Below are 13,356 nucleotides of genomic sequence, written 5' to 3'. Positions count from 1 at the left end.
AGCCGGGGATGCTCACTTCAGGAGGCGCGAGAGCCGCCGGTCGGCGAGGATCTTCCCGCCCGTCTGGCAGGTGGGACAGTACTCCAGGGAGTTGTCGGCGAAGAAGACGCTCCGCACCTCGTCGCCGCAGACCGGGCATGCCTCCCCGCGCCGCCCGTGCACGCGCATCCCGCGCCGCTTGGCGTCCTTCAGGTCGGCGGGCGGCTTTCCGGATGCCGCGGCCAACGCCTCGGCGAGGGTCTCGGTCATCGCCTGATAGAGCCGGTCGATCTCGGCCTCGTCGAGGCCGGCGGCGAGGGCGTAGGGCGACATCTTCGCCGCGTGCAGGATCTCGTCGGAGTAGGCGTTTCCGACACCCGCGATGATCGACTGGTCGCGGAGCACTCCCTTGATCTGCGTGCGGCGTCCGGCGAGGAGCGCCGCGAACGCGTCGCGGTCGAAGGCGGGGTCGAGAGGGTCGGGGCCGAGCCGGGCGATGCCGGGGACTTCGGCCGGGTCGCTGACGACCGAGACGGCCAGCGACTTCTTCGTGCCCGCCTCGGTGAGATCGAACCCCGAGCCGTCATCGAACCCGACGCGCAGGGCGATCGGGGTCTTGCCGGGGCGGATCACGGTCGACGGCAGCGCGTCGTACCACCGCAACCAGCCGGCCTTGGCGAGATGGAAGACGAGGTGCGGGGCGGTGTCGTCCCCATCGCGGGTGGCGATGTCGACGAACTTGCCGTGGCGTTCGACACCGGTCACGGTCGCGCCTACGAGCGCGGTGATCGGTGGATCGTAGGTCTTCAGCGCGGCGATGTTCGCCACGGTGGCGCGGGTGACGGCGTGATCGGTCAGGCGGCCGCGGAGGAACTCCACGAGTCCCTGCACCTCGGGCATCTCCGGCATCCCCTCATCCTGGCACGCGGGGCCGGGCGGAGGTCAGGGGTTCAGCACCGGCCAGGGGACCGGGGTGCGAGGGTCGGAGCGGAGGATGCCGGCGACCCAGCCGTCGTCGCGGCCGCCCGGCCCGACGAGCGCTTGCCTCAGAAGGCCCTCGTAGCGGAAACCCACCGCACGCGCCGCGGCCGCCGAAGCGACGTTGCCCACGACCGCGCGCCATTCGACCCGGACGAGGTCGAGCCCCTGCGGGGCGAAGGCGAAGTCGAGGACCGCCGTCGCCGCCTCGGCGAGGAGGCCCTTCCCGCGGAACGGCGCCGACATCCAGTACCCGATCTCACCGCTGCCCTCGGTGGTGCCGAGTCGGTGCATTCCGATCATGCCCGCGAGGGCGCCGTCGTGACGGATCGCCCAGTTCGTCGACACGCCCTCGGCCCACTGCCGGGGGACGAGGTCGATGAACTTCTCGGCGTGCTCGCGGACGTAGGGCCGGGGCACGGTGGTGAACCGCTGGATGTCGGGGTCCTGACACGCGTGGAACACCGCGTCGGTGTCGGCCCGGGTCGGCAGCGAGAGCACCAGTCGCGAGGTGCGGAGGATGGCCGGCTGCATTCCGCCACCCTACGACGCGGGGACCAGTGCCGGTGGACGTCGGGGCGCGTCAGGCTGCGTCACGTTGCGCGGCGGCATCCGAGGTGACCTTTCCGCCACCGCGCTCGGGCGCCCGGCGTCGATGAGGCGCACATGGCGACGTTCGACCCGCCAACCCGACCATTTGCGCCCCCCCTTTGCGGTGGCGGTGGCGGCAGGTGGCGGGGCGTGGGCGGCAGTGTGTGGCGGGTGGTGGGGCGTCTGGGCACCGGCGTCGAGGTGGCGCGAACGTCGTCGCGGGTGGCCAGATGCGACCACTCGCCACCGCGATCGCGCGCCCGAGATCGGGGTGGCGCGAATCGTCGTCGCGGGTGGCCAGTCGCGACAATCTTCGCCACCGCGATCGCGCGCCCGAGATCGAGGTGGCGCAGATGGCGGCCTTCGGCTCGCCAACCCTACGACGCCGGTCAGGCGCGGCGGAGCAGTCCCACGCTGTCGTACACCTTCGACAGCGTCGCGCCCGCGACCTCCGCGGCACGCGCGGCGTTGGCCGCGAGCACACGGTCGAGCTCGGCCGGGTCGCTGAGCAGCTCCATCGCGCGAGCGCGCACGGGCTCGAACTCCGCGACCACGACCTCGGCCAGACCCTTCTTGAAGTCGCCGTAGCCGCGGCCAACGTATTCGTCCTCGATCGAGGCGATCTGGCGTCCGGTGAGCGCGGCGTAGACGACCAGCAGGTTCGACACCCCGGGTTTGTTCTCGCGGTCGTAACGCACCGCACCCTCGGAATCGGTCACCGCACGCATGATCTTCTTCGCCGTCACCGCCGGGTCGTCGAGCAGCCACAGCACGCCCGCCTCGGACTCGGCCGACTTCGACATCTTGGCAAGCGGATTCTGCAGGTCGAAGATGCGTGCCGTGTCCTGCTGGATCACCGGCATCGGCACCCGGAACACCTCGCCGTAGCGGCCGTTGAAGCGTTCCGCGAGGTCGCGAGTGAGCTCGACGTGCTGCTTCTGATCGTCGCCGACCGGCACGATGTCGGTCTGATACAGCAGGATGTCGGCGGCCATCAGCACCGGATAGGTGAAGAGGCCGACGGATGTCGCGTCCGACCCGTACCGCTGCGATTTGTCCTTGAACTGCGTCATGCGTCCGGCCTCACCGAAGCCGGTGATCGTCGACAGGATCCAGGCGAGCTCGGCGTGCGCGGGCACGTGCGACTGCACGTACAGGGTCGACTTGGCCGGCTCGATGCCAGCGGCGATGTACTGCGCGGCCGTCCGGCGCGTCTTCTCGCGAAGCTCTGCCGGGTCGTTCGGTTGCGTCAGCGCGTGCAGGTCGACGACCGAGAAGAACGCGTCGTAGGTCTCCTGCAGATCCCGCCACTGCATCAGCGCCCCGATGTAGTTGCCGATCTGGAGGGAGTCGGCCGAGGGCTGCATGCCGGAGTACAGACGCGCTTTCTTCACCCGTCAATCCTAGGCGGCCCGTCTCACCCGCCGTCGGCGAACGGCGCCACCGGCACCGGCGGTGCGGCGCCCACGAAAGCCACGATCTGATGCCCGCCGGGGTTCGTCTGCACCGGAACCTGCTCCCAGTTGTTCATCACCCAGACGTTCCCGGATGGGTCGACGGCGATGCCGGTGCTGCGCGTCAGCCCGTCGAACGCGTAGCCGGTGTCATCCGGAGAGATGCCCTCACCGGTCTCGAGCCCCCGAGGGCAGACCGACGGGTCGGCACCGCAGAACGCCGAAACCCGCTGACCGTCGAAGTTGGCCACCCAGACGTTGCCGACGCCGTCGACGGCGAGTCCCCACGGCAGCACCACGCCGCCTCCGGTGAACGGGCCCGCCACCGACGAACCGTCGGGGGCGATCATCGTGACCGACGGCACTCCGCGGCCCTCTTCCACGCGGTCGGGGCAGGGGAGGGTGATGCCACCGGAGTTGGCCGCCCAGACGTTCCCGGCCGCGTCGGCGCCGAGCCCCATCGGGCGGTCGAACGCACCGGTGAGGGGAGATCCTGCGATCGGTGTGCCGTCGTACCCGACCACGGCGACGGCGCTGTTGACCATGGCGCTGACGAACATCAGCTGTCCGTTGTCGATGACCGTGAAGGGCTGCTCGAGCCCGAGGCTTCCGAGGTTCCGCGCCTGTTCGGGGTCGCCGCCCGGGTACACCGCGACGGTGTCGTTGCCGCAGTTGGCGATCCAGACGTCGCCGTTACGCGCGACCTCGATCCCCTGCGGCCAGCTGAGGTCGCCCTGGGTGAAGCCGGAGCCGGGGGAGAGGAACTCGCCGTCGTCGAAGAGGGTCATGCTGTTGTGGAGCGGCTGCTGGTCGGCCGGGCATCCGGGCTCGGGGGCGGCGAAGCCGTAGTTGCTCAACCACAGCCGGCCGTCGGCGTCGAAGTCGATCCCGAACCCCGAGCCGCTGAGCCCGCCGCCGCTGTAGGTTCCGACGAGTTCCCCGTTCGGCGCGAACTCGAACATCTCGTCGCTTCCGCACACGGGGACGGATGGATCGTCGCCGTACTCGTAGTTGTTGTTGATCCAGATGTGACCGCGGGGGTCGATCGCGAAGTTGCCGGGCCCGTCCAGCGACTGCCCGTCGCCGTCGAAGCGCAGGGCGAGCGTCCACGCCGCCGGGGGATCGGACAGCCCGGGCTCCGAGCCCGACGCCTGCTGCGCCAGGTCGAACAGCGCCTGGGGCTCCGCCGATGGATCCCGGGCGATCGCGGCGAAGGCGCCCGCGGCCGAGGTGACGGGCGAGGCGCCCGCGGCGGTCTCGAGCAGGGACACGCACGCCGACTCCTCGGTGAGGCACGCCGACAGCATCGCGCTCAAAGAGGTGAAGGTGGCGAGGGTCGAGGTCTCCGACCCGTTCGGCGACGACGTCAGCACGTCGCCGAACTCGCCCGTGGCGAAGTCGGCGAGGTTCGCCGCCATCGCCGCGGCGTTGGCGAGCCACACCGCCTCGCCCGCGGGCAGCGCATCGCCGAAGAACTGCGCCATGCCGTAGCCGGTCGCCACGGTGGTCCGCTCGTTGAGCGTCACCTCTTCGCCGTCGTCGATCACGCTCGCCAGCAGCGCCGCCTCTCCACCGGCGGGGCGCGCATCCACGACGACGGGACGGGAGCTGTCGGAGGGGAGGTCCAGGGTGACCTCGCCCTCACCGTTCGTCGTCGCGGTCGCGAGCTCGCGCGGCTCGTCGCCGGCCACCTCCCAGGCGGTGACCTCCCAGCCCTCGACATCGACCCCGGCGATCACCGGTGAGATCACGCCGATGACCGCCGTCGTGTCCGCGGGCGGCGCCCCGGTGCAGCCGCTGACCCCGGCTGCGAGCGCCACCGCAGCCACAGCGGAGATCAGGAAGTGTGGGCGCCGCGTCATCGATCCCCCGATCGTCAGCCGCAGTCTAGCGAGCACCTGTCGGCCACGGTGCCGTCGGGCGCGACGCGCTCAGCGCCCGAGCGTGTAGTCGGCGATCACCGGGGCGTGATCGCTCCATCGGGTGTCCCACGACGGCGCGCGCACGACGCGATAGTCGCTCGCGCGCTCCGCGAGGGCAGCCGTCGCCAGGTGGTAGTCGATCCGCCATCCTGCGTCGTTGTCGAAGGCGCGCCCGCGCATCGACCACCACGTGTACGGACCGTCGACCTCGCCGGCCGCGCGGCGCCCGACGTCCACCCACCCGAGCCCGGTGCCGACCGAGCCGTCGTTCGCGGTGATCTGCTCGCCGACGGGCCCGGTGAACCGGTCGAAGTACGCCCGCTCGCGCGGGAGGAACCCGGCCTTCTTCAGATTCCCCTTCCAGTTCCGGATGTCGAGGGTGCGGTGTCCGACATTGAGGTCACCCATGATCAGGCTGAGCGGAGAGGATGCGGCAAGCTGCGGCATCCGCTCTTCCATGGCGTCGAGGAAGGCCCACTTGGCGTCCTGGCGCGGGGTGTCGGCCTCACCGGTGTGGACGTAGGCGCTGACGACGGTGAGGCGCTCATCGTCGACGTCGAGGTCTGCTTCGATCCAGCGGCCCGCCCACTCGGTGCGGTCGCCGTCCTCGGGGCCGAGCCCGCGGCGAACGGCCGCCACCGGCTCCCTGGTCGCGATCGCGACCCCGGCGCGCCCCTTGGCCACCGCCTCCTCGTTGACGATCTGCCAGCCGGGGAGGGCGGCCGCCAACTCGTCGGCCGTCGCGCGCACCTCCTGCAGGGCGAGGACGTCGACGTCGGCGTCGGCCAACCACGCGGTCATCCCCTTCCGGACGGCGGCGCGGATGCCGTTGACGTTGACGGTGGCGATGCGGATCCGGCGAGACACGCCCGCCAGCCTAACCGGCCCCTCCGACACCGACGGCCGGCCGCCGCGCCTCACTCCAGCAGCAGGGAGCGCTTGGGCGGGGGAGGCGGTGACGCCTCCAGGGCGGCGAGGTCTTCCTGCGCGCGGCGCAGGGTGCGCGCGGCGTTCCAGCGACGGAACCAGGGCGCGGTGCCGAGGTCCTTCTCGGCATCGCGCACCCGCACCCGGGCGGCCACGACGAGCGCCTCCCACTCGTGCTGGCGCCGCTCCTCTTCACTGAGCTCGGCCAGGGCGACGTTCCGATCGGCGGCGGCGACGGCGATCCAGGCTCCCGCGACGAGGATGACGATGCTGTTCAACCGGAACCACAGGAGGAACCCGATGAACACCGTGAAGGTCGTCAGCAGGGGGTTGGACGGGGTGTAGCGGAGGAGGAGCCCGGCCCCCACCTGGAGGACGACGATCGCAGCTCCGCCGAGCATCGCTCCGGGCCAGATCCGCCGCCAGCCGAGAGCGGCGCCGGTGAGGAAGCGGATGAGGGCGGCGAGGGCGGCGGCGTTGATCGCGAACGAGACGCTCAGCGACAGCAGTCGGGTGAGGAGGTCGGTGACGAGGCTCAGCGCCTGGAGTCCGAGGAGGTCGATGACCCCCTCCAGCGCCCACACGGCGAAGCTCGACAGCGTCGCGCCGATGAGCAGCGCGATGCCGAACACCAGCGCCGCGACGAAGTCACGGGCCTTCAGCAGCACATAGGGGCGCCGATCGAAGGGCAGTCCGAAGATGTCGCGCACCGCGCGACGGGTGAAGGTGATGAACCCGATCGCGGTCCAGATGACCACGACCAGCGCGATCGCACCCGTGATTCCCAGCGCGCCGGCCGACTGGTTCGCGACGTCGCTCACCTGTTCCGGGGTGACCAGGCCGTTCTCGCTGATGAGGTTCGGGATGTACTCGTTGATGATGTCGATGACGCGCTGGATCGCGGTGTTGGAGGCGCCGAGCCAGAGCCCGACGATCGCGAAGGCGAGGTAGATGACACCGAAGATCGCGAAGAGGGACTGATAGCTCACTCCCGCGGCGAGGAGGAAGCCGTTGTGCTGGAGGAAATGACGCCACACCCGCACCGGGAACCAGGCCAGAGTGCGCCGCGTGATCTCCGTCGCGCGGGTGATCGGCACGTCGAAGCGCTCGCGGAGCCGATCCTCGGTCTGCGCCCACCGCTCCGCGGCACGCGCCGAGCCCGCCGCGGCGTCCGGAACGGCACGCGTCGCGTCATCCGTGCCCTTGGTCACAGCCCCACAATATCGACGGCGTCACCCCCGGGCTGACACCGCACTCACGCGCGAAGCAGTGCCTGCTTCACTTCTGCAATGGCCTTGGTGACCTCGATGCCGCGGGGGCACGCCTCGGTGCAGTTGAAGGTGGTGCGGCAGCGCCACACGCCCTCCTTGTCGTTGAGGATGTCCAGCCGCACGTCGCCCGCATCGTCGCGCGAGTCGAAGATGAAGCGATGCGCGTTGACGATGGCCGCCGGGCCGAAGTACTGGCCGTCGGTCCAGAACACCGGGCACGACGAGGTGCAGGCCGCGCACAGGATGCACTTTGTGGTGTCGTCGAAGATCTCGCGGTTCGCGATCGACTGGATGCGCTCCTTGCCGGGCTCGGGCGTGGAGCTCGCCATGAGGAACGGCTTGATCTCGCGATAGGAGGCGAAGAACGGCTCCATGTCGACGACGAGGTCCTTCTCCAGCGGCAGGCCCTTGATCGCCTCGACGTAGATCGGCTGCGAGATGTCGAGGTCCTTGATGAGGGTCTTGCAGGCGAGGCGGTTGCGGCCGTTGATGCGCATCGCGTCCGACCCGCAGATGCCGTGCGCGCACGAGCGGCGGAAGGTCAGCGTGCCGTCGACCTCCCACTTGATCTTGTGCAGGGCGTCGAGCACGCGGTCGGTGGAGTACAGCTCCACGTCGTAATCGACCCAGCGCGGCTCGTCGTCGACCTCGGGGTCGAATCGGCGGATATTGAAGGTCACCAGGAACGACTGGATGCCGGTGTCCTCCGGCGCCTGTTCGACGCGGTCATCACCGTCCGCGACGCGATCGCCCGCGGCATCCGTCCGAGTGTCGAGAACCGTCGACATCAGTACTTCCTCTCCATCGGCTGGTAGCGGGTGATGACCACCGGCTTCCAATCGAGCGTGATGTGGTCGTCGGCGTGGGACGACGTGGGGTCGCCCGTGAGGTACGCCATCGTGTGCTGCATGTAGTTCTCGTCATCGCGCGTGGGGAAGTCGTCGCGCATGTGGCCGCCGCGGCTCTCCTTGCGGTTGCGGGCGGTCACGACGACCACCTCGGCGATGTCGAGGAGGAAGCCGAGCTCGACGGCCTCGAGCAGATCGGTGTTGAACCGCTTGCCCTTGTCGTCGACGTGGATGTTCTTGTAGCGCTCGCGGAGGTCGGCGATGACGTCGAGGACGTGTCCCAGCGACTCCTCGGTGCGGAACACCTGGGCCCCCTTGTCCATCTCCTCCTGAAGCTTCTTACGCAGCACCGAGATGCGCTCGGTGCCGGGGTTGCTGCGCAGGCCCTCGATCATCTCGCGGACGGCCCGAGCCGGGTCGTCGGGGAGGGGCACGAAATCGGCGGTCTGGACGTACTCGACCGCGTAGCGGCCGGCGCGCTTGCCGAAGACGTTGATGTCGAGGAGCGAATTGGTGCCGAGGCGGTTCGAGCCGTGCACCGACACGCACGCGCACTCGCCGGCGGCGTACAGGCCCGGGACGACCGTGTCGTTGTCGGCGAGCACCTCGGCCTTGATGTTCGTGGGGATGCCGCCCATCGCGTAGTGGGCGGTCGGCATCACGGGCACCGGCTCGACCACGGGGTCGACCCCCAGGTAGGTGCGGGCGAACTCCGTGATGTCGGGGAGCTTGGTCTCGAGGACCTCGGCGCCCAGGTGCGTGCAGTCCAGCAGCACGTAGTCGCGGTGCGGTCCCGCCCCTCGTCCTTCGGCGACCTCCTGCTGCATGCAGCGGCTGACGATGTCGCGCGGCGCCAGGTCCTTGATCGTGGGGGCGTAGCGCTCCATGAAGCGCTCGCCGCTGACGTTGCGGAGGATCGCGCCCTCACCGCGAGCGCCCTCGGTGAGGAGGATGCCCAGGCCCGCGAGGCCGGTGGGGTGGAACTGGAAGAACTCCATGTCCTCCAGCGGCAGACCCTTGCGCCACACGATCCCGACGCCGTCGCCGGTGAGGGTGTGGGCGTTGGAGGTGGTCTTGTAGATCTTGCCGAACCCACCGGTGGCGAAGACCACGGCCTTGGAGTGGAAGACATGCAGCTCGCCGGTCGCGAGGTCGTAGGCCACGACGCCCGCGGTCTGGACGGTGCCGTCGGCATCCTTCACCGTGATGAGGTCGAGGACGTAGAACTCGTTGAAGAAGTTGATGCCGAGCTTGACGCAGTTCTGGAAGAGCGTCTGCAGGATCATGTGACCGGTACGGTCGGCGGCGTAGCAGGCCCGCCGCACGGGCGTCTTGCCGTGGTCGGCCGTGTGACCGCCGAACCGGCGCTGGTCGATCTTGCCGTCGGGCGTGCGGTTGAACGGCAGGCCCATGTTCTCGAGGTCGATGACGGCGTCGATGGCCTCTTTCGCGAGGATCTCCGCGGCATCCTGATCGACGAGGTAGTCGCCGCCCTTGACCGTGTCGAAGGTGTGCCACTCCCAGGAGTCCTCTTCGACGTTCGCAAGCGCCGCCGCCATGCCGCCCTGGGCCGCGCCGGTGTGCGAGCGCGTCGGGTAGAGCTTTGAGATGACGGCGGTCTTGGCACCCGGGCCCGCCTCGATCGCGGCCCGCATGCCCGCGCCGCCGGCGCCGACGATGACGATGTCGAACTGGTGGTAGTGGACGCCGTCGCGAACGACGCTGTCGGAGGTCTGCGTGCTCACTGGAGGGTGTCTTCCGTTCTGGTGAGGGGGCCCTGGACCGCGACGCCGATCAGGCGCACAGCTCCTGCAGCCAATCGGCGCTGGTGCTGCTCAGGCCCAGGCACGGGTCGAAGGTGAACACCACGAGGGTGCCGAGGAGGATGAGGAAGGCCGCGGACGCCCAGAGGCCGTAGACCAGGACCTTCCGGGTGGTCTCGTTCGCGACGTAGTCGTTCACGATCGTGCGCATGCCGTTCGTGCCGTGGATCAGCGCGAGCCAGAGCATCGCGACATCCCACCACTGCCAGAACGGCGTAGCGAACTTGCCGGCGACGAACGCGAAGTCGATGCCGCGGATGCCCTCGCCGACCATGAGGTTGACGAACAGGTGGCCGAAGATGAGGACGATCAGCAGGACGCCCGAGGCGCGCATGTAGATCCAGCCCCACTTCTCGAGGTTTCCCCGACGGCGCTGCGTGGCGGAGCGGGGGCTGCGGGGTGCGGCGAGCAGGTCGGCGGTCATCAGTTCCCTCCCAGCTCGGCGAAGACGTTGATCAGGTGGCGCGGGGTGAAGGCGAGCATCGTGACCACCCAGAGCCCGAGGACGCCCCACCACAGCTGACGCTGATGACGGGTCGCCCAGCTCCAGAAGTCCACGAGGATGATGCGCAGCCCGTTGTAGGCGTGGTACGCGATCGCGCCGACGAGGGCGACCTCGCCGACGCCCATGACGGGGTTCTTGTAGGTGCCGATGACGGCGTCGTACGCCTCGGGGGAGACCCGGATGAGCGCGGTGTCGAGGATGTGCACCAGCAGGAAGAAGAAGATGGCGACACCGGTGATGCGGTGCAGTACCCATGACCACATGCCTTCGCGGCCGCGGTAGAGCGTTCCGCGAGGCACGGTCGAGGTGGTCTCCGAGACCGTCGGTGTGACGCGTGCTGGTGCTGACACGGTCGTCCTCCCTGAGTCGAACACGGTGCGGGGCAGGCGTTGCCCCTCGCGGGACACGGGGCCCTCACGGCGTCACACGGGCGCACCGCAATCCTATGGCGGGAGGTCTTCCGGCGGCGATGAGGCGAACCTAACTGTCTCGATATCGAGACAAGCGGATGCCGCCTCGAGGCCTTCGAACCCGCTCGCCGTGGCGCTGCGAGACAGGCTCGGAAACACGGGCCGGATACCCTGTCGCCATGCCTGAACCCATCTCCGACTTCTACGCCGTCATCCCCGCCGGCGGCATCGGCAGCCGGCTGTGGCCGCTGTCGCGCGCCGACGCCCCCAAGTTCCTCCACGACCTGACCGGGTCGGGGCAGACGCTGCTGCGCGACACGTGGGACCGGCTCGAGACGCTGAGCGGACCCGATCGCATCGCGGTGGTCACCGGGCGCGCGCACCGCGCCGCCGTCGAACGCGAGCTGCCGGGCATCCCCGACAAGAACGTCTTCCTCGAGTCCGAGCCCCGCGACTCCACCGCGGCGATCTGTCTGGCGGCCGCCATCCTGGTCCGCCGCGAGCCCGACGTCATCATCGGATCCTTTGCCGCCGACCACGTCATCCGCGGCACGCGGACCTTCGAGTTCGCGGTGCAGCAGGCCGTCGCCGTCGCGCGCGCCGGCTACATCTGCACCATCGGAATCCAGCCGACCGAGCCGTCGGTGGGCTTCGGCTACATCCGCAAGAGCGGCGAGCTCGACGTCGACGGGGCCCCCGAGGCAGCCGTCGTGGAGCGCTTCGTGGAGAAGCCCGACCTCGACACCGCGCGCGCCTACTACGCCGACCGCGCCTACCTGTGGAACGCCGGCATGTTCATCACGCGAGCGGACGTCCTCTTGGAGGAGCTCGCTGAGAACGAGCCCGAGCTGCACGCGGGTCTCCTCGAGCTCGCCGAGGCGTGGGACGACCGCGACCGCCGCGGTCCGGTCGTGGACCGCGTGTGGCCGACGCTGAAGAAGATCGCGATCGACTACGCCGTCGCCGAGCCCGCCGCCGACAAGGGCCGTCTCGCCGTCATCCCCGGCCACTTCGACTGGGACGACGTCGGCGACTTCGCGAGCCTCGCGAAGCTCAACAGCCACGGGGGGAAGAACGAGCTGGCGATCCTCGGCGGCACGGCGCGCGTCCTCGCCGATGCCTCCAGCGGAATCGTGGTGTCGCAGACCAACCGCGTCATCAGCCTCATCGGCGTGCAGGACATCGTCGTCGTCGACACCGAGGACGCGCTGCTGGTCACCACTAGCGAGAACGCCCAGCGGGTGAAGGGCGTCGTCGACGCGCTGAAACTCACCGGGCGCGGCGACGTGCTCTGACCGCGGCGCGACCCGCGCCGGGCGGCGATCGGCGGCATCCGGTCGTTTTGGTCACGCGCGTATTGCGTCTTTGTAACCTTTGGGTACGCCGGGCTCAGCACGTCTACCAGGGCGCCGTCACAGTAGGTAACTTTGTGCAGTCCCCGTGAAGGACGCGGGGCATCGATGTGGAGGCTGAGTTGACCATCTCACGCACCAAGAAGCTCGCTGGCGCTGCCGCCGCCGCGGGCCTGCTCGTGGCCCTGGCGGGCTGCGGCGCCGCACCCGAAGCAGCGCCGTCCGGAGAAGCATCCGGCGGGGGCGAGGCGACGTCCGACTTCAAGGCCTGCATGGTCTCCGACGCGGGCGGGTTCGACGACAAGTCGTTCAACCAGCTGGGCCTCGAAGGCCTGACCGCCGCGTCCGAGGAGCTCGGCTTCGAGATCGCGACCACCGAGTCGCAGTCCGAGAGCGACTACGCCGCGAACCTCGACAACCTCGCCGCCGAGGGCTGCAACTTCATCGTCTCGGTGGGCTTCCTGCTCTCCGCGCCCACCGTCGAGGCGGCTCTGGCCAACCCCGACATCGAGTACGCCATCATCGACGACTACGCCGACAACGACTTCGACGGCGAGACCGACGCCCCGAACATCAAGCCGCTCGTGTTCGACACGGCGCAGGCCGCGTTCCTCGCGGGCTACGCGTCGGCCTCGTACAGCGAGTCCGGCATCGTCGGCACCTTCGGTGGCGCCAAGATCCCGCCCGTCACCATCTTCATGGACGGCTTCCAGATGGGCGTGGAGTACTGGAACGAGCAGAAGGGCGAGGACGTCCAGGTCGTCGGCTGGGACATGGAGACCCAGGAGGGCCAGTTCACCGAGGAGTTCCTCGCGAACGACACCGCCAAGCAGGTCGCCCAGGGTCTCATCGACCAGGGTGCCGACGTGCTGCTGCCGGTCGGCGGCCCGATCTACCAGTCGGCCGCTGAGGCCATCCGCGACTCGGGCGGCAACATCGCGCTGCTCGGTGTCGACGCCGACGTGTACGAGACCGACCCGAGCGTCGCCGACCTGCTGCTGGTGTCCGTGCTCAAGGGCATGGATGTCGCGGTGAGCGAGGCCGCGACCGAGGCCGCCGACGACGCATTCGACCCGACCCCGTTCATCGGCACGCTCGAGAACGACGGTGTCGGCATCTCCTCCTTCCACGACTTCGAGTCGCTCGTCGACCCGGCGCTCGCGGATGAGCTGGAGGAGATCCGCGCGGGCATCATCGACGGGTCGATCGACGCCCGTTCGCCTGCATCGCCGTAACACCTCTTCGACACACACCGGGCGGCCGGACAGATGCGTGCATCTGTCCGGCCGCCTCACG

The 13,356-nt window shown here is 69.5% G+C and carries 12 protein-coding genes; 2 read left to right on the top strand and 10 right to left on the bottom strand.

Going from position 1 to position 13,356, the window contains the following annotated elements; genetic code table 11:
- Positions 1-12 precede the first annotated feature (12 nt).
- The 10 genes from T9R20_RS12610 to sdhC all read right to left on the bottom strand — a co-directional run bounded on the left by T9R20_RS12610 (position 13) and on the right by sdhC (position 10,648).
- Positions 13-888 (bottom strand): Fpg/Nei family DNA glycosylase, encoded by an 876-nt coding sequence (locus T9R20_RS12610; protein ID WP_322409653.1) that lies wholly within the window; start codon positions 886-888, stop codon positions 13-15.
- A gap of 33 nt (positions 889-921) precedes the next feature.
- Positions 922-1,491: a GNAT family N-acetyltransferase gene (locus T9R20_RS12605; protein ID WP_322409652.1), complete on the bottom strand. Its 570-nt coding sequence runs from the start codon at positions 1,489-1,491 to the stop codon at positions 922-924.
- A gap of 446 nt (positions 1,492-1,937) precedes the next feature.
- Positions 1,938-2,942, bottom strand: a complete 1,005-nt coding sequence (gene trpS, locus T9R20_RS12600) for a tryptophan--tRNA ligase (protein WP_322409651.1) — start codon at positions 2,940-2,942, stop codon at positions 1,938-1,940.
- A gap of 23 nt (positions 2,943-2,965) precedes the next feature.
- Entirely contained in the window at positions 2,966-4,864 is a 1,899-nt protein-coding gene (locus tag T9R20_RS12595; protein WP_322409650.1) for a hypothetical protein, read from the bottom strand.
- A 69-nt stretch (positions 4,865-4,933) separates the two neighbouring features.
- On the bottom strand, positions 4,934-5,791 hold the full coding sequence (locus tag T9R20_RS12590) for an exodeoxyribonuclease III (RefSeq protein WP_322409649.1): 858 nt from the start codon (positions 5,789-5,791) through the stop codon (positions 4,934-4,936).
- Positions 5,792-5,841: 50 nt separating this feature from the next.
- Positions 5,842-7,062 (bottom strand): YihY/virulence factor BrkB family protein, encoded by a 1,221-nt coding sequence (locus T9R20_RS12585; protein ID WP_322409648.1) that lies wholly within the window; start codon positions 7,060-7,062, stop codon positions 5,842-5,844.
- Between the two features lie 44 nt (positions 7,063-7,106).
- On the bottom strand, positions 7,107-7,910 hold the full coding sequence (locus T9R20_RS12580) for a succinate dehydrogenase iron-sulfur subunit (protein ID WP_322409647.1): 804 nt from the start codon (positions 7,908-7,910) through the stop codon (positions 7,107-7,109).
- Positions 7,910-9,715, bottom strand: a complete 1,806-nt coding sequence (gene sdhA, locus T9R20_RS12575; protein ID WP_322409646.1) for a succinate dehydrogenase flavoprotein subunit — start codon at positions 9,713-9,715, stop codon at positions 7,910-7,912. The genes T9R20_RS12580 and sdhA overlap by 1 nt, the downstream gene beginning before the upstream one ends.
- Positions 9,716-9,764: 49 nt before the next feature.
- Positions 9,765-10,217: a succinate dehydrogenase hydrophobic membrane anchor subunit gene (locus T9R20_RS12570; protein WP_322409645.1), complete on the bottom strand. Its 453-nt coding sequence runs from the start codon at positions 10,215-10,217 to the stop codon at positions 9,765-9,767.
- Positions 10,217-10,648: a succinate dehydrogenase, cytochrome b556 subunit gene (gene sdhC, locus T9R20_RS12565; protein WP_141937552.1), complete on the bottom strand. Its 432-nt coding sequence runs from the start codon at positions 10,646-10,648 to the stop codon at positions 10,217-10,219. The genes T9R20_RS12570 and sdhC overlap by 1 nt, the downstream gene beginning before the upstream one ends.
- Before the next feature lie 239 nt (positions 10,649-10,887).
- Here sdhC and T9R20_RS12560 point away from each other — a divergent pair, with 239 nt between their 5' ends.
- Positions 10,888-12,003, top strand: a complete 1,116-nt coding sequence (locus T9R20_RS12560) for a mannose-1-phosphate guanylyltransferase (RefSeq protein WP_322409644.1) — start codon at positions 10,888-10,890, stop codon at positions 12,001-12,003.
- Between the two features lie 179 nt (positions 12,004-12,182).
- Positions 12,183-13,295, top strand: a complete 1,113-nt coding sequence (locus tag T9R20_RS12555; protein ID WP_322409643.1) for a BMP family ABC transporter substrate-binding protein — start codon at positions 12,183-12,185, stop codon at positions 13,293-13,295.
- Positions 13,296-13,356: the final 61 nt, after the last annotated feature.

Origin of the sequence: Microbacterium invictum (assembly GCF_034421375.1) — a bacterium.
GTDB lineage: Bacteria > Actinomycetota > Actinomycetes > Actinomycetales > Microbacteriaceae > Microbacterium > Microbacterium invictum_A.
Note: the sequence above shows the minus strand (reverse complement) of the source record. Positions and strands in the feature narration are given on the sequence as shown.